Origin of the sequence: Devosia chinhatensis (assembly GCF_000969445.1) — a bacterium.
Taxonomy (GTDB): Bacteria; Pseudomonadota; Alphaproteobacteria; order Rhizobiales; family Devosiaceae; genus Devosia; species Devosia chinhatensis.
This window is the reverse complement of record NZ_JZEY01000054.1, coordinates 242686-263653: the sequence shown is the minus strand read 5'-3', so window position 1 is coordinate 263653 and position 20968 is coordinate 242686. Positions and strand designations below refer to the sequence as shown.

The 20968-nt window shown below is 63.3% G+C and carries 19 protein-coding genes; 7 read left to right on the top strand and 12 right to left on the bottom strand.

From position 1 onward, the window contains the following. The first annotated feature begins 26 nt into the window (after positions 1-26). From purD to VE26_RS01395, 4 genes are all read left to right on the top strand, one after another. Entirely contained in the window at positions 27-1301 is a 1275-nt protein-coding gene (gene purD, locus VE26_RS01410) for a phosphoribosylamine--glycine ligase (RefSeq protein ID WP_046103451.1), read from the top strand. Positions 1302-1446: 145 nt separating this feature from the next. Continuing rightward, on the top strand, positions 1447-2325 hold the full coding sequence (locus tag VE26_RS01405) for a patatin-like phospholipase family protein (protein WP_160297777.1): 879 nt from the start codon (positions 1447-1449) through the stop codon (positions 2323-2325). A 59-nt stretch (positions 2326-2384) separates the two neighbouring features. Further along, positions 2385-4232 (top strand): DNA helicase RecQ, encoded by a 1848-nt coding sequence (recQ, locus tag VE26_RS01400; protein ID WP_046103450.1) that lies wholly within the window; start codon positions 2385-2387, stop codon positions 4230-4232. A 4-nt stretch (positions 4233-4236) separates the two neighbouring features. Next, positions 4237-5298: an acetyltransferase domain-containing protein gene (locus tag VE26_RS01395; RefSeq protein ID WP_052715588.1), complete on the top strand. Its 1062-nt coding sequence runs from the start codon at positions 4237-4239 to the stop codon at positions 5296-5298. Positions 5299-5491: 193 nt separating this feature from the next. Here VE26_RS01395 and VE26_RS01390 read toward each other — a convergent pair whose 3' ends face one another. From VE26_RS01390 to VE26_RS01380, 3 genes are all read right to left on the bottom strand, one after another. After that, positions 5492-7390 (bottom strand): ABC transporter ATP-binding protein, encoded by a 1899-nt coding sequence (locus tag VE26_RS01390; RefSeq protein WP_046103449.1) that lies wholly within the window; start codon positions 7388-7390, stop codon positions 5492-5494. Next, entirely contained in the window at positions 7387-9141 is a 1755-nt protein-coding gene (locus tag VE26_RS01385) for an ABC transporter ATP-binding protein (RefSeq protein ID WP_084620266.1), read from the bottom strand. Before VE26_RS01385 ends, VE26_RS01390 begins: the two co-directional genes overlap by 4 nt. 248 nt (positions 9142-9389) lie before the next feature. Beyond that, positions 9390-9884, bottom strand: a complete 495-nt coding sequence (locus VE26_RS01380; RefSeq protein ID WP_152658668.1) for a hypothetical protein — start codon at positions 9882-9884, stop codon at positions 9390-9392. 133 nt (positions 9885-10017) lie between these two features. Here VE26_RS01380 and VE26_RS01375 point away from each other — a divergent pair, with 133 nt between their 5' ends. Together VE26_RS01375 and VE26_RS01370 are read left to right on the top strand one after the other, a co-directional pair. Further along, positions 10018-10755, top strand: coding sequence for a TSUP family transporter (locus tag VE26_RS01375; protein WP_046103446.1), 738 nt, complete (start codon positions 10018-10020; stop codon positions 10753-10755). A gap of 78 nt (positions 10756-10833) precedes the next feature. Continuing rightward, positions 10834-11745: a LysR family transcriptional regulator gene (locus tag VE26_RS01370; protein ID WP_200897201.1), complete on the top strand. Its 912-nt coding sequence runs from the start codon at positions 10834-10836 to the stop codon at positions 11743-11745. On the opposite strand, the gene VE26_RS01365 is transcribed toward VE26_RS01370, so the two are convergent. From VE26_RS01365 to VE26_RS01340, 6 genes are all read right to left on the bottom strand, one after another. Beyond that, the gene (locus VE26_RS01365) at positions 11727-13463 is read right to left on the bottom strand and encodes a diguanylate cyclase domain-containing protein (protein ID WP_160297776.1); all 1737 of its coding nucleotides are present in this window, start codon (positions 13461-13463) and stop codon (positions 11727-11729) included. The genes VE26_RS01370 and VE26_RS01365 overlap by 19 nt on opposite strands. Positions 13464-13554: 91 nt before the next feature. Then, the gene (locus VE26_RS01360) at positions 13555-14385 is read right to left on the bottom strand and encodes a sugar phosphate isomerase/epimerase family protein (protein WP_046103445.1); all 831 of its coding nucleotides are present in this window, start codon (positions 14383-14385) and stop codon (positions 13555-13557) included. 56 nt (positions 14386-14441) lie between these two features. Then, the gene (locus tag VE26_RS01355) at positions 14442-15272 is read right to left on the bottom strand and encodes an amidohydrolase family protein (RefSeq protein WP_046103444.1); all 831 of its coding nucleotides are present in this window, start codon (positions 15270-15272) and stop codon (positions 14442-14444) included. Between the two features lie 42 nt (positions 15273-15314). Beyond that, positions 15315-16379, bottom strand: coding sequence for a D-TA family PLP-dependent enzyme (locus VE26_RS01350; RefSeq protein ID WP_046103443.1), 1065 nt, complete (start codon positions 16377-16379; stop codon positions 15315-15317). Next, entirely contained in the window at positions 16376-17158 is a 783-nt protein-coding gene (locus VE26_RS01345; RefSeq protein WP_046103442.1) for an SDR family oxidoreductase, read from the bottom strand. The genes VE26_RS01350 and VE26_RS01345 overlap by 4 nt, the downstream gene beginning before the upstream one ends. Positions 17159-17207: 49 nt before the next feature. Beyond that, the gene (locus tag VE26_RS01340) at positions 17208-17591 is read right to left on the bottom strand and encodes a RidA family protein (RefSeq protein ID WP_046103441.1); all 384 of its coding nucleotides are present in this window, start codon (positions 17589-17591) and stop codon (positions 17208-17210) included. A 167-nt stretch (positions 17592-17758) separates the two neighbouring features. Between VE26_RS01340 and VE26_RS01335 the strand changes: the two genes are divergently transcribed. After that, the gene (locus VE26_RS01335) at positions 17759-19216 is read left to right on the top strand and encodes a M81 family metallopeptidase (protein WP_046103440.1); all 1458 of its coding nucleotides are present in this window, start codon (positions 17759-17761) and stop codon (positions 19214-19216) included. Between the two features lie 4 nt (positions 19217-19220). Here the strand turns inward: VE26_RS01335 and VE26_RS01330 are convergent, their stop codons facing one another. The 3 genes from VE26_RS01330 to VE26_RS01320 are packed head-to-tail and all read right to left on the bottom strand — an operon-like array spanning position 19221 to position 20911. Further along, the gene (locus VE26_RS01330; protein WP_046103439.1) at positions 19221-20192 is read right to left on the bottom strand and encodes an NAD(P)-dependent alcohol dehydrogenase; all 972 of its coding nucleotides are present in this window, start codon (positions 20190-20192) and stop codon (positions 19221-19223) included. 21 nt (positions 20193-20213) lie between these two features. Continuing rightward, entirely contained in the window at positions 20214-20447 is a 234-nt protein-coding gene (locus tag VE26_RS01325) for a helix-turn-helix transcriptional regulator (RefSeq protein WP_046103438.1), read from the bottom strand. Beyond that, positions 20447-20911 (bottom strand): hypothetical protein, encoded by a 465-nt coding sequence (locus tag VE26_RS01320; RefSeq protein ID WP_046103437.1) that lies wholly within the window; start codon positions 20909-20911, stop codon positions 20447-20449. Before VE26_RS01320 ends, VE26_RS01325 begins: the two co-directional genes overlap by 1 nt. Between the last annotated feature and the right edge of the window lie 57 nt (positions 20912-20968).

Below are 20968 nucleotides of genomic sequence, written 5' to 3'. Positions count from 1 at the left end.
CGCACAGACAGCGACGGAGGCAGAAAATGCGCGTGATGGTCATCGGTTCTGGCGGGCGTGAACATGCCCTGGCCTGGAAGATCGCACAGTCGCCAATGGTCAGCGCCTTGTTCGTTGCGCCCGGAAACGGCGGTACGGGCACAATGGCCAGCAATGTTCAGGTCGACATCACCGACCATGAGGCGGTGATCGCTGCCGCCCAAGAGAACGCTATCGACTTCGTGGTCGTCGGGCCCGATGCCCAGGTTGTCGCCGGCCTTGGCGACGATCTGCGCGCGGCAGGGTTCGTCACATTCTGCCCCAGCAAGGCTGCAGGGCAGCTGGAAGGCTCAAAGAGCTTCACCAAGGCCCTCTGCGACGAGTTCGACATTCCCACGGCCGGCTATGCCCGTTTCGAGGACGAGGCCTCCGCCCTTGCCTATCTCTATACCCAGGGCGCCCCGATCGTGATCAAGGCCGACGGGCTCGCGGCCGGCAAGGGCGTTACCGTAGCCATGACCGCCGAAGAGGCAGAAGAGGCGATCATCGATTGTTTCTCGGGCGCTTTCGGAGCATCCGGGGCAGCCGTTGTCATCGAGGATTTCATGGAAGGCGAAGAGGTCAGCCTTTTCGTGCTGACCGACGGCAAGGATATCCTGCCGCTGACCACCGCGCAGGATCACAAACGGGCTTTCGATGGTGACACCGGTCCCAATACAGGCGGCATGGGGGCCTATTCCCCGGCGCCGGTGATGTCGCACGCGGTTTATGAAGACGTCATGGCTCGCATCATCGAGCCCACCGTGCGGGGTATGGCCGAGCGAGGCACGCCTTATGCCGGCGTCCTCTATGCGGGATTGATGCTCACGGCAGATGGTCCCAAGCTGGTCGAATATAATGCGCGCTTCGGCGACCCCGAGACGCAGGTAATGATGATGCGCATGCAGAGCGATATCGTGCCATTGCTGCATGCCGTGGCCATGGGCGCCCTTGCCGGCCATGATGTGGAATGGCTGGACGCCTATGCGCTGACAGTCATCATGGCGACGAAAGGTTACCCGGACGATTACGGCAAGGGCAGCGTGATCCGGGGCGTCGACGGGCTGGACAGCGAAGCACTAACGATCTTTCACGCCGGAACGAAGCGCGATGGTGAACGTTTGCTTGCCAATGGTGGGCGCGTCCTGAACATCACCGCGCTCGGGGCATCGGTCGAAGAGGCGCAAAATCGTGCTTACGCAGGCGTTGACGCGATTGATTGGCCGGAAGGCTTTTGCCGCCGGGACATCGGTTGGCGCGAGATTGCCCGCCAGCGCAGCTGAACCATTCCTCAATCTTGGTGAGTTAGGCTCCACCCTCAGAACCGTCTTCGACGCGGCGCCGCCGCAACGCCCACTGACGCCCCTGCAGAGGCGCGGCATGGCCTTGGCGGACAAGCTGCGCATGAGAGGTGCGGAGCGTGGACAGGTGAACACGAACAGTGGACCCAGGATCGGCGTGGCGTTGGGTGGAGGTTCCGCCCGCGGCCTGACCCATATTCCCTATATCGAAGCGATGGACGAGCTTGGCCTCAAGCCACACAGCATATCCGGCACGTCCATCGGCGCACTGATCGGCGCAGGCTGGGCCGCGGGCATGACGGGCAAGGAGCTGCGCGAGCACAGTTTCGAAGTGCTGGGCACGTTGCGGATCATCGCGGGCAAGCTGTGGGCGACCCAGGTTCGCGGATTGGGCGGCTTGCTCAAGAACGGCATTTCCATGCAGCTCGACGCCGCCAGCATCGTGGATGCATTCACCCCTCCGTCCTTTCCAAAGGAATTCAAGGATCTCAAAATCCCGCTGCATGTCGTGGCCACCGATTTTCAGTCCTGGCACCAGGTGGTGTTCAATTCGGGCTTGTTGCGGCCGGCAATTGCAGGCTCCATAGCCATACCCAGCCTTTTCAAGCCGGTGGTCTACAACAATCACGTTCTGGTCGACGGAGGCGTGGTCAATCCACTGCCGCTTGATCAGGCCGATATCGACACCGACTTCCTCATTGGCATCGATGTCGTGGGCGATCCCTCGATTGCCCTGGCGCGGACCGAGCACAAGGCCCTCGATATCTGGTTTGGCTCGGCCCAGATCATGATGCACTCGCTGACCGCTCACATGATGGCCGCCTATCCTCCCGATATCTATATCCGCCCTCACGTCGCCAATTTTGGCGCCATGGAGTTCTGGCGCGTACGCGAGATCGTCACCCATGCCGAGGCCGAGAAGGATCGCTTCAAGCGGATCCTGACCAGTAAGGTCGAGGATTACATCCAGGGCAAGGTCGAGCCGGTTTCCACCACCAGAACGTGAATGGGCAAAGCAGCCGCTTGCCGGTTGCCACACCTGACGCCCCGTGATTCAAGAGAGGCGTGGAAGCTCTTGAGTCTTACGATCTGTTCTCCCCTCTCCGGCATTCGCGTCCGGAGCCGCTCGACGTCTTGCGCGACATCTTCGGGCATCGCGCCTTTCGTGGGCAGCAGGCCGATGTCATCGACCATGTCACCGAGGGCGGGGACGCGGTGGTCTTGTTTCCTACCGGTGCAGGCAAGTCGATGTGCTACCAGATCCCCGCCATTTGCAGGCCGGGGGTGGGTATCGTGGTCTCGCCGCTCATCGCCCTGATGCGAGACCAGGTAGAGGCCCTCAAACAAGCCGGTGTTGCGGCGGCCGCGCTCAATTCTTCGCTGAGCCCCCAGGAAGCGGCCGACGTCCGGCGGCAGCTGCGGCAGGGCGAACTCGACCTGCTCTACGTCGCGCCGGAGCGCGTGGCGACTCCCGGTTTTGCCAATATGCTGAGCGGCTGCGACATCTCGCTTTTCGCAATCGACGAGGCGCATTGCGTGAGCCAATGGGGCCATGATTTCCGGCCGGAATATCGCGAACTCATTCATCTGGTTGAACTTTTTCCCGGCGTACCGCGGATTGCGCTGACCGCGACGGCGGACCCGACGACGCGCGAGGACATCATCGAGCGGCTGGGGCTCGAACAGGCGCGGGTCTTCACCACCTCGTTCGACCGTCCCAATATTTCCTATTCCATCGTGGAGCGGGACAAGGCGCGGGATCAGCTGCTGGACTTCCTGGGCACCCACAAGGGCGAGAGCGGCATCGTCTATTGCCTCAGCCGCGCCAAGGTCGAGGACATTGCCGAGTGGCTGAATGGCAAGGGAATCAAGGCCTTACCCTATCATGCGGGCATGAGCGCACAATTGCGCAGCGCCAATCAGGACGCTTTCCTCAAGGAGGAAGGGTTGTGCCTGGTCGCGACCGTCGCCTTTGGGATGGGGATCGACAAGCCGGACGTGCGCTATGTGGCGCACATGGATTTGCCAGCATCCATAGAGGCTTACTACCAGGAAACCGGGCGCGCAGGGCGCGATGGGCAACCCTCGGATGCCTGGATGAGCTATGGCATGGCCGACGTGGTCCAACGCCGCCGGATGATCGACGAAGGCAATGCGCCCGACGAGGTCAAGCGGCTGGAACACAGCAAACTCAATGCCTTACTGGGTGTGTGCGAGACTGCGTCGTGCCGGCGACAGGCGATCCTGAGCCATTTCGGCGAGGTCTATCCGCAGCCTTGCGGCAATTGCGATACGTGCCGGTCGCCGGTCGAGAGCTGGGACGGCACCGAGGCGGCGATCAAGGCGCTGGCGGCGATTTACCGAACCGGCCAGCGGTTCGGCGCGGCGCATGTGATCGACGTGCTACTGGGCAAACAAACCGAGAAAGTTCAACGGTTTGGCCACGAGCACCAGAAGGTTTTCGGACAAGGCCAGGAGCTCGACGCCAAGACCTGGCAGTCGGTCTTGCGGCAGTTGACAGCCATGGGGCTGATCCTTGTCGACCATGCCAATCACGGTGCGCTGATGTTAGCCGCGAATGCACATTCGGTGTTCAAACGTGAGCAGACTGTTACCCTCAGGAAAGACAGACCCAAGAAAGCGATAGAAATTCGTCGCTCTCTGGCGAAATCCATCGATGTCCCCGATCACGCCCGCCCGCTTTTCGATGCACTGCGCGAGGAACGGCTGCGGATCGCCAAGTCGCAGGGGGTGCCGCCCTATGTCATTTTCCATGATGCGACGCTCAAGGCGATGGCACTGGCGCAGCCGACCCATCCCCATGACATGCTGAACCTGCCCGGCGTCGGACAGGGCAAGCTCGACCGTTATGGCGCGGACTTTCTGGCGGTGGTCGCCAATTTCAAGGGATGAAGCGATGAGCGGATCGAAGGCCCCCTCACCCGGCCTTCGGCCGACCTCAGCCCCGCAGGAAGACGCGCTGCTGCGCGGCGGCAAACGTCCGCGCCTTCCCATCATCGACATTGCCCGCGGCGTCGCCATCGTGGCCATGGTGATCTACCATCTGAGCTGGGACCTGTCGTTCTATGGCTTTATGCCGGTCGATGTCGGCTACGATCCGGGCTGGGTCTTTTTTGCCCGCTCGATCCTGTTCTCGTTCATGTTCCTCGTCGGTGTCGGCCTGGTGCTGGGGCATGGGGATGGCGTGCGCTGGACGAGCTTCTGGCGACGGACCCTTTTCGTGGCGGGGGGCGCGCTGCTCATCACGCTGGGAACGTGGATCATGTTCCCCGAAAGCTTTGTGTATTTCGGGGTGCTGCATGCCATCGCGCTGTTCAGCATCCTGGCCCTGCCTTTCCTTTTCACGCCGATCTGGCTGACGGCGCTGGCGGGCGTGGCCATTGTTGCCCTGCATTTCCTGTTCCACGATCCGCTGTTCAACGCCGTGGCCCTCTCCTGGATCGGTTTCTGGGAGGTGCCGCCCCTGACCAATGATCTGGTGCCGGTCTTTCCCTGGCTGGGCGTCGTGCTGGGCGGCATCGTGGTCGCGCGGCTGGTGCGGGGGTCGACAGCAGAGGCGCGGCTGGCATCGGTGCAGCCGCGCAATCGGCTGTCGCGGGTGCTGGGCTGGATGGGGCGGTGGAGCCTCGTCATCTATCTGGTGCATCAGCCATTGCTGCTGGCGGTGATCGCCCCACTGGCCATGGCGACCGGTGCGCAGACCGCCGGCCGGGAAATCGAATTTCTCAATTCCTGCCAGACCAGTTGCGAGGCGACCGGAACGACGGCGGCGATGTGCGCCACCTATTGCCAGTGCGGGCTCGAGGGCATCAATCGAGACGAATTGTGGGACGCGGTCTATTCGGGCGTCATCTCGCCCCAGGAACAGACCCAGCTCGATGCGAATAATCGGCAATGTTCGGTGCTGATCTATCCGGAGCTGGAGACGGAACCAGATGCGGCAGGACAGGGGCAATAGCCTGAACGGCAGCACCCCTCCCCGGCCTTCCCCTCAAGGGGAGGGTCAGCAGGAGCCACAAGACCTGGCTCCGGTCGAAAGACCTTTCCCCCTCACGACTGCTTTGCCAGTCCGCTTCGCTGCCGGCGTCGCGACCCTCTCCGCAAAAGGGGGTGAGGGTCGCGATCGAGACGCGGCATCGGGGCCTTGACCCTCAGGTGCTGGCCGCCTTGGCGTTGGCTTGTGCGACCAGATCGTCGGGGATGTCGTCGAAGCTGGCATAGTTCATGTTGTAGAGGCGCGAATAGAGGCTGCCGAGCTCCATGAGCTGGTCGTGATTGCCTTCCTCGATTTTCTCGCCATTCTGCAGCACGATGATGCGATCGGCGCCCCGGATGGTGGCGAGGCGATGGGCGATGACCATGCCGGTGCGCCCTTCCAGCAGCACTTCGAGCGCCTTCTGGATCTGCCGCTCGGTGTAGCTGTCGATATTTGCGGTGGCTTCGTCGAGCACGAGGATCCGGGCATCGGCCACAAGAGCGCGGGCAAAGCTGAGGAGCTGGCGCTGGCCAAGCGACAGATTGGAGCCGCGCTGTTCGAGCACGGTGTCATACCCCTTTTCGAACCGGGAGATGAAGTCATGCGCGCCCACGGCCCGGGCGGCAGCGATCACGTCCTCGCGCGTGGCGCTGGCCTTGTTGTAGCGGATATTGTCGAAAATGGTGCCGGTGAAGAGGAAGGGCTCCTGCAGCACCATGGCCACCTGCTCGCCCAGACTTTCCTGGGTGACGTTGCGCACATCATGGCCACCGACCAGAACGGCCCCCTTCTGGACCTCGTAGAAGCGATGCACCAGCGCCATGGCGCTGGTCTTGCCCGAGCCAGTCGGACCGACCAGAGCGACGGTTTCCCCGGGATTGACGCGGAACGAGACGTTCTTGAGCACGGGGCGCTTGGGATCGTAGCCGAACACCACGTCGTTGAAGGCGACCGAGCCGTCCATGTCGCTGGTCAGCTCCACGGCGCCGGGCTTGTCTTCGATCACTACGGGCAGGTCGAGAACCTCGGTGATGCGGCGGCCCGAAGTCATGGCACGCTGCATGATCGAATATTGCATGGTGAGCGAGCGGATGGGGTCGAAGAAGCGCTGGATATAGAACAGGAAAGCGACGATGACGCCGACCTGCAGCGTGCCGTTAAGCACCATGGCGCCGCCCACAACCACGACCGTGGCCATGGAGATACCGGTGAGGCTGTCGACGATGGGCACCATGACCTGGGCATATTTTGACCCGGTCAGCTGGGTGCGCAGGTTCTGATAGGCCTTATCGTCATAGAGGTCGAAATTGACCTTCTGACGGTCGAGGTTCTGCACAGTGCGCACGCCATTGATACCCTCGGCCATGGCGCCGTTGGTCAGCGAATTGGTTTCGTGCGCCGCCCAGAAGGCGCGCTTGGCCCGGGGCAGCCAGAAGATGCGCACAATAAAGAGCACGGGCATGGTCGCCATGGTCAAAAGACCCAGGAAGGGATCGAGGGTGAGCAGGACGGCGACGATGCCGAACAGCAGCACGATGTCACCGACCGAAATGACCGATGTTTCGAGAAATTCCTGCATGGAATTGACGTCGCCCTGAAGGCGGCTCATGAGGCGCCCTACCTCGGTCTTGTCCATGTAGGACAGCGAAACGCGCTGCAATTGGGCGAACATGGCGCGACGCATGTCGAACAGCACATTTTCGGCCACCTGCCCCACCTGGGTCTCCTGCACCCAGGAGGCGGCAAAGTTGAGCAGGATCGCAACAGCAAAGGCGATCACGGCGCCGGAGAGACTTTCCAGATTGCCGCCAGCGACCATGCCGGTGTCGATGGCATTGCCGATGATGAGCGGAATGGCAAGCTGGGTGCCGGTAAAGACCAGCACGGCCAAGACCGAAACGTAGATCTTGAGCCGATAGGGATGCACATAGGCCCAGATGCGGCGAACCGTCTGCGGGTCATAGGCCTTGCCAAAGACTTCTTCCTCGATGGTGTGACTGCCCACCGAGGCGCGTGGGGGGCGCTGGCCGGGAAAGGTCGCGGTTTCGCGCTCGTCGTCGTCCATGGCGCTCATTGGGCGGCCTCCAAATCGTCACCGGGCCGGGTCTGCAGATCGTAGAGCGCACGGTAGCGGCCGTTCTGCTCCAGCAATTGGGCATGGGTGCCGCGCTCGACGACGCGGCCATCCTCGAGGAAGAGGATGAGATCGGCATGCATGAGCGAGGAAAGCCGGTGGGCAATGATCATGGTCACCCGATCCTTGGCGTAGCGGCGGATGGCCGAGCGGATGCGGTGTTCGGTGCCCGCATCGATGGCGGCAGTGGAATCGTCGAAGATCATCACGGCGGGCTTGAGCACCAGCGAGCGGGCAATGGCAAGCCGCTGCCGCTGGCCACCGGACAGCGACACGCCGCGCTCGCCGACCACCGTATTGTAGTCCGCTGGAAGGCCCATGATGTAATTGTGCAATTGCGCGCTTTCGGCGGCGCGCTCAATCTTGCGATCCTTGGCCCAGGGATCGCCATAGGCGATGTTGTTCTCGATGGTGGTGGTGAACAGGAAGCTGTCCTGCTGCACCACGGCGACCTGCCGACGCAGGCTTTGCAGGCTGACCTCGCGCACATCCTGGCCATCGATGGTGATGCGGCCCGTGCTCGCCTCATAAAAACGGGGAATGAGATGGGCCATGGTGGACTTGCCCGAACCGGGAGCACCGACCACGCCAATGGTCTGGCCCATGCGGGCTTCGAAACTGACGCCGTTGAGCGTCGGATGGGAGGCCCCGGGATAGGTGAAATGCACATCCTCAAACCGGAGCGTGCCTTCGGTGACCTTGAGCGGGACGGCGCCGGGCAGGTCCTCGATTTCCACCGGCGCATCGAGAAAGCCATAGAAGCGATCGCCGCAGGTGGACGCCCGGGCAAAGGAATTGACCATGAGCCCGAGCTGGCGCACCGGCATCTGCAGGATGGTCATGAAGGTGAGGAAGGAGGCCAGGGTGCCCACGCTCAACTCACCGGCAATGACCTTGTTGCCGCCCACCCAGAGCACGAGGCCCATGGCCGCAAAGAACGAGAAGGTCATCATCGAGGTGTTGTTGACACGCACGCGCACACGCTCATGCGCCAGTTCCAGGGCCGACCGGGACGCCTCGTCGAACTTGGACAGCTCGAACTTCTGGCCGGAAAAGGCGCGGACGACACGAATGCCGCCAAGGTTCTCCTCCATGACGCGGGTCAGCACCGAGAGGCGCTGCTGAAGGATGAGCCAGGTCTTGCGCAGAGTGAGCTGGGCCGAGGAGGACCGCCAGGCCACGAAGGGCACGAAGCTCAGCGCGAGAAAGGCCAGAAGCACATCGGTGGTGAACAGCATCCAGGCGCCGACCCCGATCAGCACCGAGAGCAGCACCACGCGGATGAGGCCAGTGGCAAAGAACATGCGCAGGCCATCGAGATCGAGCAGGCCAAGGGTGATGAGATCGCCCGAATGCACGCGGTCATGATAGGAATAGGAGAGCCGCTGGACCTTGTCGTAAAAGGCCAGGCGCAGCTCGTAGCCGACATGGTGGCCGACGCTTTCGGAATAGTAATTCTGCAAAAGCGTGAAGATGCCGCGCGCCACCGAGACGGTGAGCAAAGTCAGCGCCGTCCAGAAAAGCGCCTGCTGCGCGCCTTCGGCGGCGGTGCTCAGCACGTTATGCGCCTCGTCCACGGCCTGACCGAGCAGGCGCGGGATCATCAATTGCAGCGTTGCCGCCGCCATGGTGGCGCCGATGGCAATGGCGGCCTGCCAGTAATGGCGCAGCGAAAAGACGCTGATCCGCATGAGGGGGGACTGGCCCTTGCCCGAATGGGCGGCGGCCACATGGTCCCGAGCATCGCCGCGCGAACGGTCGCGGCCAGCCTTGAGGGTGATCAAGGAAGCAATCCAGACATAAAAATGGGGGCCCGAAGGGGAAGCAGGAAGGCCGACGACCAGCGATCGGGCAAATCAAACTCGCCCGACTATAAAAGGCGCATTGGCTCTGCCATTCAAGATGCAATCTGCGCAAAAAACGCAACAAGCGGCCCGGTTCAGCGCGGCAGGCGCGCCTTGACCGCCGCATAGACGCCGTCGTCCTGGCCGCGGCCCTTGCGGCATTGCTTGGTGCCGACATCCACCCTGGCGAGGCGCTGTTGCACCGCTTCGGGCAGGCTGAGGCGGGCCCCATCGTCGACGACGGACAGCGGATCGATGTGCAGATTGGCGTGATAGGCGGCGAGGTTGGCGCCGGCGGCATCGAGGAACAGCACGGTGACGCAGACCCAGTCATCGTCCTTGCGGTCATTATTGGTCAGCCGCAAAGCGAGATCGATGCCCCGGATATCGGGAGCATAGGTGACGTCGACCCATTGATTGCGTTTCCAGTCCCATTTGCCGTGATGGGTGAGGCAGGCCTGCCCGTCCACCTCAAGGCACTTGCCATAGGGCTGGCCGCGCCAGTCATAGCCGTTCCAGTCGGTCCGGCCATCGGCGGCGACGGGGCTGACGAAGCAGAGCAGAAGCAAGGCGGCGCGGGCGAATCGCAATTGGTGCATCCTCAAGGCGATGAGAGGGCAAGCATGAATCGGAGCGTCGACGCGGGCAAGAGGCATGACCCCATGCCAAAGGGGTGATGGCGAGCGACGTTCCGAAGGCGCATCAGAAGGCGAGGAGAAGACCATGCTTATCGTCGTCATCATCGCGCTTTCGGTTTTCGTCACCTCGACGCTCTCGGGCGTGTTCGGCATGGCGGGCGGCCTCATTCTTCTGGCGGTACTCCTGGCGCTGATGCCGGTGGCGACGGCGATTGCCGTGCAGGGGGCGATCCAGATCGTGGCCAATGGCTCGCGCGCCTGGTTCAGCCGGGAACATATCGACTGGCCGATCCTGGGCACGATCTGCACCGGGCTGGTCGCAGCGGCCATCGTGCTGTTCATCCTGCGCTATAAGCCGGACCTGGCAAGCGTGTGCATCGCCATCGGGCTGATGCCGATCCTGGTCTGGATTCCCAAGGACTGGCTGGCGCTCGATGCCAGCAAGCCGTTGCACGGTTTCCTGTGCGGGTTGTTGGGTGGCGGGCTGAACCTGGCGGTGGGCGTTTCGGGGCCGACGGTGGATGTGTTCTTCATCCGCACGATGATGGACCGACGCCGGGTGATCGCCACCAAGGCGGCGACGCAGGTGGTCTCCCATGCCGCCAAGGTGGTGTTCTATGGCGGGCTTGCCGATGCGGTGGTGAGCAGCGACTGGATCTTCGTGCTGGTGGCAGCGCCCTTCGCGATTGCGGGGACAAATCTGGGCTACCATATCCTGCAGAGAATGAGCGATGCCGGCTTCCGGCACTGGACACGCTGGGTGGTCACGGCCATCGGCGCGTTCTACCTGGTGCGCGGCGTGACGCTTGTGGCGGGCGGATGAGCTGTGGGTAGATCGCGCAAGGCGAAATCCGGTTCCCACTTTCCGGCGCAATCGATTATGGTGCCGCCGGGAGACGACATGGCATCATTCGACAGCGTAACCGCACGCCTCATCTTACTTCTGGCAGAGACAGGCTCCATCGGCCGGGCCGCAGAGCGCGAGGGCATCGCCTCCTCCGCCGTCAGCCGGCGTGTTTCCGACCTCGAGGCGCGGCTGGGCGTGGTCCTGTTCGACCGCTCGGCCCATGGGGTGAAGCTGACCAAGGCCGGCGAGGCCTATGCCGAAGGGTGCCGCACGGTGCTGCGGTCAATCGCCGATCTCGACGCCATCATGGCCGACTTTGGCGCGGGCCATCGCGGCAGCCTGCGCCTGGCCTGCACCAGTTCGGCGCTGACCGGGCGGTTGCCGGAGCTGCTAGCCAAGTTCGCTGCCAAATATCCGGGGATCGAGATCGCCATCGGCGAGATGGGGGCAGCCAAGGCGCTTCTGGCGCTGGACGAGGGCCAGGCCGATATCGCCATCGTCTCGGACAATTATGATTTCTCCCGCTTCGACATCAAGCCGTTCGAAGACGAGCGCGTGTGGGTGCTGGTGCCGCCCGACCACGCGCTGGCCAGCCAGATCGAGCCGCGCAAGGCCCTGAAGTTCGAAGCGGTTTTCGGTCACGCCATCGTGGGCATCCATCATGCCGGATCGCTTGACAGGCTGCTTGGAGAAGCGGCGGGCAAGGCCGGCAAGGCATTGACGGAAGCCTTGCGGGTCGAGAGTTTTCCGGCACTGGTGCGGATGGTGGAAGCCGGGTTCGGGATCGGGTTCCTGCGCTCGACCAGCCTGCACCTGCTGGCGGGCACGGACCTGGTCTGCGCGCCCCTGGCGGAGCCCTGGGCGATGCGGCAATTGCTGGTGGCGCGGCGCAAATCCAGCCCGCTCTCGGCCGCGATGAAGAGCTTTCTGGCCCTTGCGAGCGAGACTTATCTGCCCTCGACCTGAGCGGCGGGATTGAGCATATCGGCAAAAGCCATGGCCCGACCGCGCCCTGCGCCCTTGGCGGCGTAGCAGGCGGCATCGGCCTCGGCCATGAAGCCCAGCGGCGATGCCGGCTGCTGGCTGATCAGGGCCAGTCCGGCGCTGGCGCCGATGCGGTAGTGCTTGCCGGCCCAGGCGAAGTCGAGGGCGGCGATGGCGCGCACGATCTTTTCGGCCACGAGCTTGCCGGCGGGAGCCGGGCAGCCATCGAGAATGATTGCAAATTCGTCGCCGCCAATGCGCGCCACAGCGTCATGCGCCCGGCAGGATTCGCGGATGGTCTGCGCCACCTGCTTGAGCAGCGCATCGCCCGCGGCATGACCGGCCGTGTCGTTGACGGGCTTGAAATGATCAAGATCCACGTAGATCAGGCTGGACAGGCGGCCCGTGTCGCGGCTGGCGGCGATGGTTGTGTCCAGCGTGTCCTCGAAATAGGCGCGATTGCCCAGGCCGGTCAGGGGATCGTGGCTGGCATTGTGCGCCAGCTGACGCTGCAAGGCCCGGCTATGGGTGACATCCTGAAAGACAAGGACCGCGCCGACAATCCGGCCATTGTCGGCAAGGACCGGAGCGGCGGTGCAGCGAATGTCGCGCCTTATGCCGTCGCGACCGAACAGGACGGCATCGTCTTCCACGCGGACCGGCCTGCCCTCTTCGAAACAGGCCTTGACCGGACAATCAAGCAGGACCGCCCCAGCGTCGCTGAAGAGGCGGAACACGTCTTCGACCTTGCGGCCCTGCGCCGCCGTGGCGGAGAGACCGGTGAGATGCTCGGCCGCCTCGTTCATGAAATCGACATTGCCCTGAGCGTCCGTCGAGATCATGCCGTCGGCAATGGATTCGAGCGTTACCCGAAGGCGCTCCTTTTCGGCAGCAAGGGCCTGCTCGATGGTCTTGAGATGGGTGATGTCCGTATCGGTGCCCACGGCGCGCACGACGTTGCCCTCGGCATCCCATTCGATCGGCTTGCCGCGGCTCAAGATCCAGATATAGCGACCATCGCGGGTGCGCTCGCGGTATTGAAGCGTGTCGTGACCGTCCTCGCCCTGCCCCTGTTTCTTGGAAATCAGGGCAATCCTGTCGCGATCCTCGGGATGGATGCGATCGAGCCACTGGGCATCGTGATCGGCGCCGACATCCTCGTCGTCCCCGATGCCGCGCAGGGCGCGCCACATGCGGGAATAGAACATGCGATCCCGCCGCAGGTCATAGTCCCAGACACCCTGGCGGGCGCTTTCCAGCGCCGAGTTCCAGCGGGCCTCGGAATAGGCCAGGGCTTCCTCGGCCTTCTTCTGCAATTCGATATTGGTGAGCTGAAGGATAAGCACATCATCCTGCCCGCCTTCGCCCGACAGGGTCGTTGCGACTGCCATGACCCAGAGGGGGCTGTGGTCGGCATGGCGCAGCCGGCATTCGCTGCGCCAGGAGCGGATTTCGCCGCGGAGAAGCTGGTCGAGGTGCAAGTGCACATCCAGCCGATCCAGGTCGTGAACCAGATCGAGAACGGCAAAGGGGGTTTCACCGGCCGGAACATAGCCGACCATTTCGGCAAAGGCCCGATTGGCATAGAGTACATTGCCATCGCGGCCGACCAGCACCATGCCCAGGGGCGTGGCATCAAGCAGGCGCGCGCTCATTCCCCCGCCATGCAGCGGGGGAAGTGCCGGTCTCCTGAAGCTCATGGCCGGACGTCTCGCTCCCATGCGCGCAACACTGGCATGGCGCGATTAATAATCGGCTTAGACGACTCGGAAAATCGCTTCTTCAATCGGTTCAGCCGATCCGGGAGAGAATGAAATCCCGCTCTTCGGCAAGGCCCGACCATTCGCTCGGCTCGGGTGCGTCGAAGATCAGCGTGTAGGGTCCGGTATAACCGGCTTCTTCGGCCGCCGCGATGCAGAGGCCGTAATCGGCTTCATCGAGCCGGCCATCGATGAAGCCTGCCTTGGCATGGCACAAAGAGGCGCGGGGGAAGATCGACTCGAGGCCGGCATATTTGTCCGGACCGGTCCAATTGCCGAAATCAGCGAGGAGTCCCACCTCTCCGTCGAGCTGATCGAGCAGGACATGGACGGCCTCGGGGGTGGAGAGCAGATCGAACCAGTTTTCGGTGACGAGGCGAACGTTCGAGCCGGCATTGGCCGCCAGAAGCTGGCGGAAGGCGCGTACGGAACGCTCAAGCGCCTCGGTGGAGGTGGATTGCTTGCCCGCGATGATGCGCGCGTTTTCTGCGCCCAATTCATTGGCGACTTCGAGCCAGCCCGCGATCCAGCGCGTATCGCGCTCGCCCACCAGCGGGTCGGTGATATCGCCGGCATCGATGAGCAGGGTCTGCAGGGTGACGCCGGACACCTTCAGCTGATTGCGCAATTCGCCCAGATAGATCGGATCGCGGCTGCGCAGATGGAAGGACACGATCTCGAGCCGCTCATAGCCGTGATTGGCCAGGACCGACGGCAGGCCAAGCAGGGATTCCTCGCCTTCCCCATAGGTATCCTCGCCGTCGCTGACGGCATCGGTCGAGAGGTCGTGCGGATAGGTGGCGCCCAGCAGGCGATGCAGGGACCAGGTGGAAACGGCGATGCGGCTCTTCGGATCGGCCATGGCATTCTCCTCTTTAACGCAGGATTTCATGCTCCCTGCACAGGAGCAAGCCGAACCTAAACCCGGTAGACCCGCTTGGCGTTGCGGTGGAACAGTGCGGCCTTTTCGTCTTCGCTCGCGGCCGAAACGATGCTGCGGGACGCCCCGACCCAATCGGTGAGCGTGCCCCCGGTCAGCGTGGCCACGGGATGATCGGAGCCCCAAAGAACACGGTCCCAGCCGAAGCTTTCGATGACATACTCGACATAGGGGCGCAGCGTCTGCGCGCTCCAGCCGGGATGGCAATGATTGACGAGACCCGAAACCTTGGCGACGATATTGGGACAGGTCGCAATGTCGGCCAGCGCACCCCGCGAGGGATCGAGCCCCTGCCCGGCAATATCGGGATTGCCGCAATGATCGAGCACGAAGGTCAAGTCCGGGACGAGGCGCGCGAGCCGGGTGCCGAGATGGAGCTGGTCGGCGCGCAGGCAGAGATCGAAGGGCAGGCCCAGCGGCACGAGACGCTTCAGGTTTTCGGTGAAGATCGGCGCGAGGCTCAGCCCGTCGTCCACTTCATGCAGAATGCGGCGAAAGCCCCTTACCCGCCCCTGCCCCGCCGCCAGGATAGCGTCAATGCGCGCGGGAAAATCGGCCTGTTCCGGACGGCAGGCGGCTATGGCGCCGATAATGCCGGGAAGAGCGACGACCAATTCAGTTTCGGCCTCGATGTCACCGGGGCTGACATCAACCTCCATGTGCAAGGCGGCCTCTATACCCAGCGGCGTCGCCTCGGCCCAGTAATCCTCGACCGTCCAGGGGCGCCGCAAGGGATGGCCCGGGCCGATCCAGGGATAGGAGAGCCTGTCCGGATAGATCAGGTGCAGATGGGTGTCGACGATGCGCATGCGGGGACCCTCACCCAGAAAATGGTAAGGGCTGGCGGCCGATCAGTCCACCCGGCCCCGTGCCGCGACCTGCAGCGTTTCGAGCACGCTGTCAGCGCGCACCAGGTGCACCTGGTCAAAAAGGTTGGTCACCGGGCAGCAATGATTGGGAACGATGCGCACAAGGTCACCGATCTGCGGTTTTTCCGGACAATCGGAGACGTCGATGGTTCCGTGTTCCTCGCTGAGCCCAACGATCCTGGCATCGGGGTATTCGAGGACATAGCCGTGTCCGACCAGACCCAGGAGATCGCTGGTGAGCGCTTTTGACCCGGCATCGATAATGGCGCGATGTTCCGTCGGGCGGGAGACCACGGTGGCGAGGACCGTGAGCGCGCAATCGTCGAATGTGGCGGCGCCGGCGGCGACCTGGGAGCGATCCATGTAGATATAGGTGCCGGGGCGGTATTCGGTGGCGATGCCGGAGGCGTCCTGCATGTGCCAGATATCGGGCGTGCCGCCCGTGGTGATGGCCGGCACGGGAATGTTTTCGGCGTCGAACAGCGCCTTGGCCTCGGCGAGCCAGTGATTGGCGGCGGCATATTTTCCGGCGGCCGGATAGGTCATGAGCCCCGCAAAGGCGAGGCCCGGCGCGGCAATGATGGTTCGGGCCAGATCCAAAGCCGCCTCGGGCGATTGCACGCCGCAGCGGCCCATGCCGGTGTCGCATTCGACGAAAACGCCCAGCGGACGGGACGGATCGGTGAAGGTTGCAGCGAGGCCCTCGACGCAGGCCAGGCTGTCGGCGACGACGCGAATGGTGACGCGATCATGCAGGGCCTTGAGACGCCCAAGCTTGGCGGCACCGATGATGTTAAAGGTGAGGAGAAGATCATCAAGGCCGGCATCGGCCATGACCTCGGCCTCGCCCAGCTTCTGCACGGTGATGCCCATGGCACCCAGCGCCACCTGCCGCCGTGCAAAAAACGGCAGCTTGTGGGTCTTGATATGGGGGCGCAATTGCAATCCGGCCTTGTCCGCCGCCTGCTGGGCACGCTGGAGATTGACCTGGGCAATGTCGAGGTCGATCAAAACGGCTGGGGTCTGGAGATCGGCGATCCTGCTCATTTTGCCCTCAACACGTCATCGACGAAGCGCAGATTGCCGGCGGTGAGGCCGGCATCGACGGGAATGGTCACGCCGGTGACGCCCGAGGCGGCGTCGGAGGCAAGGAAAAGGGCGGCATTGGAAACCTCGCCTGGGCTGACGAGGCGGCCGAGCGGGTAATGGGGCAGCACCTTGTCGAGCAGGCCGGGATCGGCGGCGAGGCGATGATCCCAGGCCGGGGTGCGCACCGAGCCGGGCGCCACGACATTGGCGCGCACGCCCTGGGCACCCCGCTCGACCGCGATGGCCTTGGCATAGGCGACGAGCCCGGCCTTGGCGGCGGAATAGGCCGGATTGCCCAGATGTTGCAGCGCATTGACCGAGGATATGAAAACGACATTGCCCGAGCCGCGCTCGGCCATGGCGGTGACGATGGGATCGACCAGCGCAAAGGCCCCATTGAGGTTTATGGCCATCTCGCTGGCCCAGACATCGTCATCGAGCTGCCCCAGATGCTCGGCACGGGTGAAGCCGGCGTTGGCTATGACCGCATCGGGCGCGCCATGGGCGGCAATGTCGGCAGCAATGGCGGCGCGGGTGGCCCCGGCATCGGACTGATCGAAGAGAATTTTGCGGGCCAGCGGCAGGGCATCGAGCGGGTCGGCCGTACGATCAGCACCCACGACCAGGGCTCCTGCGGCGCGGAAGGTCTCGACCAGCACGCGACCGATACCGCCGCCGGCGCCGGAAATCAAAACCGTCTTGCCGTCGAGACGGAAGGGGGATTCATGCTGCGTCATGAGGAAAGACAACTCCGCCTGGGGTCTTGGAACGATCTATGCCGGAACCTTACGGGCCCTTATAGGCGACGCAGTCAATCTCGACCTTGCAATCGACCATCATGTGGCTCTGGACGCAGGCGCGGGCCGGCGGATGCTCGCCGAAATAGGACTTATAGACCGCGTTGAAGCTCCAGAAATCGCGCGGATCGTCCAGCCAGACGCCGCAGCGCACCACATGTTCGAGGCCGTAGCCGGCTTCCTCGAGAATGGCGATGACATTCTGGATGGTGAGGTGGGTCTGCTCGATGATGCCGGTGCCGACGATCTCGCCATCCTTCATCGCGACCTGCCCGGACACATGCAGCCAGCCGCCGGCCTCGACGGCGCGCGCGAAAGGCAGGTTCTGGCCACCGGCTCCGGATTTATCGGCACCATAGCGCTTGATCGGCATGCTTTTTCCTCGATCTTTGAAACTGAGTTTCTTCTGATAGCGGTTTTGAGGCGACAAATCGAGGTTTGTTGCACCGAAGCGCTCAAAAATGTAAATTTCTTACGTGATTGAGCAACGCGCTTGCTATAGCCTTGGTGCAGCCAGCTCTCTCATCCCGGACACCGGAATTGCGCCTGTTCACCGCCGCCCTCGCCACCGAAACGAACACGTTCTCTCCCATCGCCATCGACAAGCGCGCCTTCGAGGCGTCGCTCTATGCGCGGCCGGGAGAGCATCCGGCGACGCCGACGCTGTGCACGGCGCCGATCACTGTGGGGCGCGAGGTCTGCGCCCGCGAGGGCTGGACGCTGATCGAGGGATCGGCGAGCTGGGCCGACCCGGCGGGGCTGGTGGCACGGGCAACCTATGAGGACCTGCGCGACGAAATCCTGGAGCAATTGCAGGCAGCGCTGCCGGTCGATGGCGTGGTGCTCGGATTGCATGGCGCCATGGTGGCGCAGGGCTATGACGATCCCGAGGGGGATCTTCTGACCCGTATCCGCGCCATGGTGGGGCCCGACGTCCTGGTCTGCGCCGAGCTCGATCCGCATAGTCACCTGACGGCAAAGCGCGCCGAGGCGGCCGATTTCTTCGTCTATTTCAAGGAATTCCCGCATACCGATTTCGTCGACCGGGCGCGCGATCTCTGGTCGATTGCCGTGCGCACGCTCAAGGGCGAGATCCGGCCGGTAATGAGCGTGTTCGATTGCCGCATGATCGACGTCTTTCCTACGTCCAAGCAGCCGATGCGCGGGTTTGTCGACAGGATCATGGCCCTCGAACAATCCCAGCCGGGGCTGCTTTCGCTCTCGGTGGTGCATGGCTTCATGGCTGGCGACGTGCCGGAAATGGGCACCAAGCTGGTTGCCGTGACGGACAACCAGCCAGCCCTTGGATCAAGCCTTGTCGAAACACTGGGGCGCGAACTCTTTGCCATGCGCGGCACGTTCATGGTGCGGCAGGTGGATGAGGTTGCGGCCGTGGACGCGGCGCTGGCCGCCCCGAAGGGACCGGTGGTGATCGCCGATGTCTGGGACAATCCCGGTGGGGGTACGGCAGGCGACGCAACGATCATCCTCGACGAGCTGATCCGCCGCGGCGCGCGCAATGTGGCGGTGGGCACGATCTGGGACCCGATTGCGGTGCAGATCTGTTTTGCGGCCGGGGAAGGCGCCGAGATCATGCTGCGGTTCGGCGCCAAGTCGGCGCCCTATACCGGCATGCCGATCGATCGGCGGGTGCGCGTACAGGCGCTCAAGCGCGATGCTGAAATGAAGTTCGGAGAGAGCCTCGCCCCGTTTGGTGACGCCGCCTGGGTGACGTTTGACGGCATCGACGTGATCCTCAATTCCACCCGCGCGCAGAGCTTTGATCCAAGCCTCTTTTCGGTCATGGGGATCGAGCCGACTACGCGGAACATCCTTCTGATCAAATCGACCAATCACTTCTACGATTCGTTTTCCCGGATCGCCTCCGAGATTGTCTATTGCTCGGCGGGCAAGCCCTATCCGAACCAGCCGGCCGAAACCGATTACCGCAAGGCCAGACGCGACATCTGGCCCATGGTGGAAAATCCCTGGGGGTGATCGCCTATTCCCCGACCGAGACGACGACACTGCCCCGCTTGCGGCCCGTTTCAACATAGGCGTGGGCGGCGGGAAGTTCCGACCAGTCGAAGACCTTGTCGATATGAGGCCGGTAATGGCCTGCGGCGGCGAGGCGCCCCAGTTCAACGACGTCCTCGGCCCGCTCGGCGGCGGGACCGGCAATCATGCGGCGGCCCTCCCTGCCCTTGCTTAGGGAGCCGAGCATTTCCTTGAGCGCCCCGGCAATGGCAAGGTAACGGCCCTCAGGCCGCAACAGGTTTTGCGCATCGATAAAGGTCATCGCGCCGACGGCATCGGCAACGATGTCGAAGCGATCAGGGAGGCTGGCGATGTCGGTCGAGCGATAATCGATGACCCGGTCGGCGCCATGGCGGAGGACGAGTTCGGCATTGGCGGCGCTGGTGGAGGCAGTGACCCGCGCGCCCCTGTGTCTGGCCAGCTGGACGAGAGCAAGGCCCACTGCGCCCGACGCCCCGAGCACAAGGATGTCGTCGCCGGGTTTCAGGCCTGCCTGACGCAGATAATGCAGCGCGGTGGTGCCGCCGAAGCAGAGGGAGGAGGCCTGATGAAAATCGAGGCCGGCGGGCAGTAACGCGACGGGACCGTTTTCCGCAATGGCGGCATATTGGGCGTGGGCGCGCATAATGAGACCGGAAAAGGCATAGACGGCGTCGCCGTTCTGGAAACGCGTTACGCCCGCCCCTATGCTTTCGACCACGCCGGCATATTCGGTGCCCAATATGGGCTGGCGCGGGCCGTTCCAGCCCAAAGCCAGACGACCCATGAGCTTGGTGCCAGCAGGAAAATCGCAGCCCCGCACCCTGACATCGCCGGAATTGACCGTGGTGGCGAGAATGCGGACCAGGATCTGATCGGGCTTTATCGCCGGGATCGGCGCCTGTGCGAGGCGCAGGACTTCAGGTCCGCCATAATGGCGGGCAAACCAGGCTTGCATGATGGACTCCCCTTTGAACGCTCAGCGTTCCTGCATGGTGCCGGCCTTCCACTGGAAGACCTCTCCGATCTCGACGCCGAAGGTTTCGGCGATGCGGAAGGCGGCTTCGAGGGACGGCGAATATTTGTTCTGCTCGATCGCGGCGACGGTCTGGCGGGTCATGCCGATGCGGTCGGCCAGCTCCTGCTGGGTCATCTCGCCATGGTCGAACCGCAGCCGACGGATGGTGTTGGTGATCGGGGGCGGCGGCGGCATCAGGCGAGCCTGCGATATTGGATGATGGTCAGGATTTCGCGCAAGACTGCGGCCGAGGCAGTGACGAAGAGCAGGAGATTGATGAGCAGAATTGCCGTGGCGCCCGCCGGATCGCCGGCAAAATCAGCCCGAGCAATGTCGGTAATTGCCTTGCTCATCAGCACGACACCCACAAGGGCCAGTTCGAGCACGATGAGGCCGACGCGATTGGAGCGCGCCTCGATCTGGCGCTCCATTTCGTCAGGGGGCGGATCGAACTTCTCGCCGCGGAGATAGGCGCCGATCATGGCACCCGGCAGCATGATGAGCATGGCGACGCCGAAGCATTTGAGGAAGCGCCAGAACAGTTCGTCGCCATCCAGCATCCGCAGCGCGAAATCGCTCCAGACGCTGGCGAAATAGTAGCCGAAGATCACGAGCGAGGTGACGACGGAAATCCAGGCCACCCGTTCACGCATGGTCATGAGGCACCTCGTGCAAAGTATTCTGCACTTGATATCCGTCATTTTTGACATTGAGTC

Bases quoted from the DNA above. Each gene is read 5' to 3' on its own strand.
- VE26_RS01370 (WP_200897201.1), top strand. From the start codon at position 10,834: ATGGCATCATTCGACAGCGTAACCGCACGCCTCATCTTACTTCTGGCA.
- VE26_RS01390 (WP_046103449.1), bottom strand. From the start codon at position 7,390: ATGAGCGCCATGGACGACGACGAGCGCGAAACCGCGACCTTTCCCGGC.
- VE26_RS01360 (WP_046103445.1), bottom strand. From the start codon at position 14,385: ATGGCCGATCCGAAGAGCCGCATCGCCGTTTCCACCTGGTCCCTGCAT.
- VE26_RS01355 (WP_046103444.1), bottom strand. From the start codon at position 15,272: ATGCGCATCGTCGACACCCATCTGCACCTGATCTATCCGGACAGGCTC.
- VE26_RS01375 (WP_046103446.1), top strand. From the start codon at position 10,018: ATGCTTATCGTCGTCATCATCGCGCTTTCGGTTTTCGTCACCTCGACG.
- VE26_RS01325 (WP_046103438.1), bottom strand. From the start codon at position 20,447: ATGCCGCCGCCGCCCCCGATCACCAACACCATCCGTCGGCTGCGGTTC.
- VE26_RS01365 (WP_160297776.1), bottom strand. From the start codon at position 13,463: ATGAGCTTCAGGAGACCGGCACTTCCCCCGCTGCATGGCGGGGGAATG.
- VE26_RS01395 (WP_052715588.1), top strand. From the start codon at position 4,237: ATGAGCGGATCGAAGGCCCCCTCACCCGGCCTTCGGCCGACCTCAGCC.
- purD (WP_046103451.1), top strand. From the start codon at position 27: ATGCGCGTGATGGTCATCGGTTCTGGCGGGCGTGAACATGCCCTGGCC.
- VE26_RS01320 (WP_046103437.1), bottom strand. From the start codon at position 20,911: ATGACCATGCGTGAACGGGTGGCCTGGATTTCCGTCGTCACCTCGCTC.
- VE26_RS01330 (WP_046103439.1), bottom strand. From the start codon at position 20,192: ATGCAAGCCTGGTTTGCCCGCCATTATGGCGGACCTGAAGTCCTGCGC.
- VE26_RS01345 (WP_046103442.1), bottom strand. From the start codon at position 17,158: ATGACGCAGCATGAATCCCCCTTCCGTCTCGACGGCAAGACGGTTTTG.
- VE26_RS01340 (WP_046103441.1), bottom strand. From the start codon at position 17,591: ATGCCGATCAAGCGCTATGGTGCCGATAAATCCGGAGCCGGTGGCCAG.
- VE26_RS01385 (WP_084620266.1), bottom strand. From the start codon at position 9,141: ATGCGGATCAGCGTCTTTTCGCTGCGCCATTACTGGCAGGCCGCCATT.
- VE26_RS01350 (WP_046103443.1), bottom strand. From the start codon at position 16,379: ATGAGCAGGATCGCCGATCTCCAGACCCCAGCCGTTTTGATCGACCTC.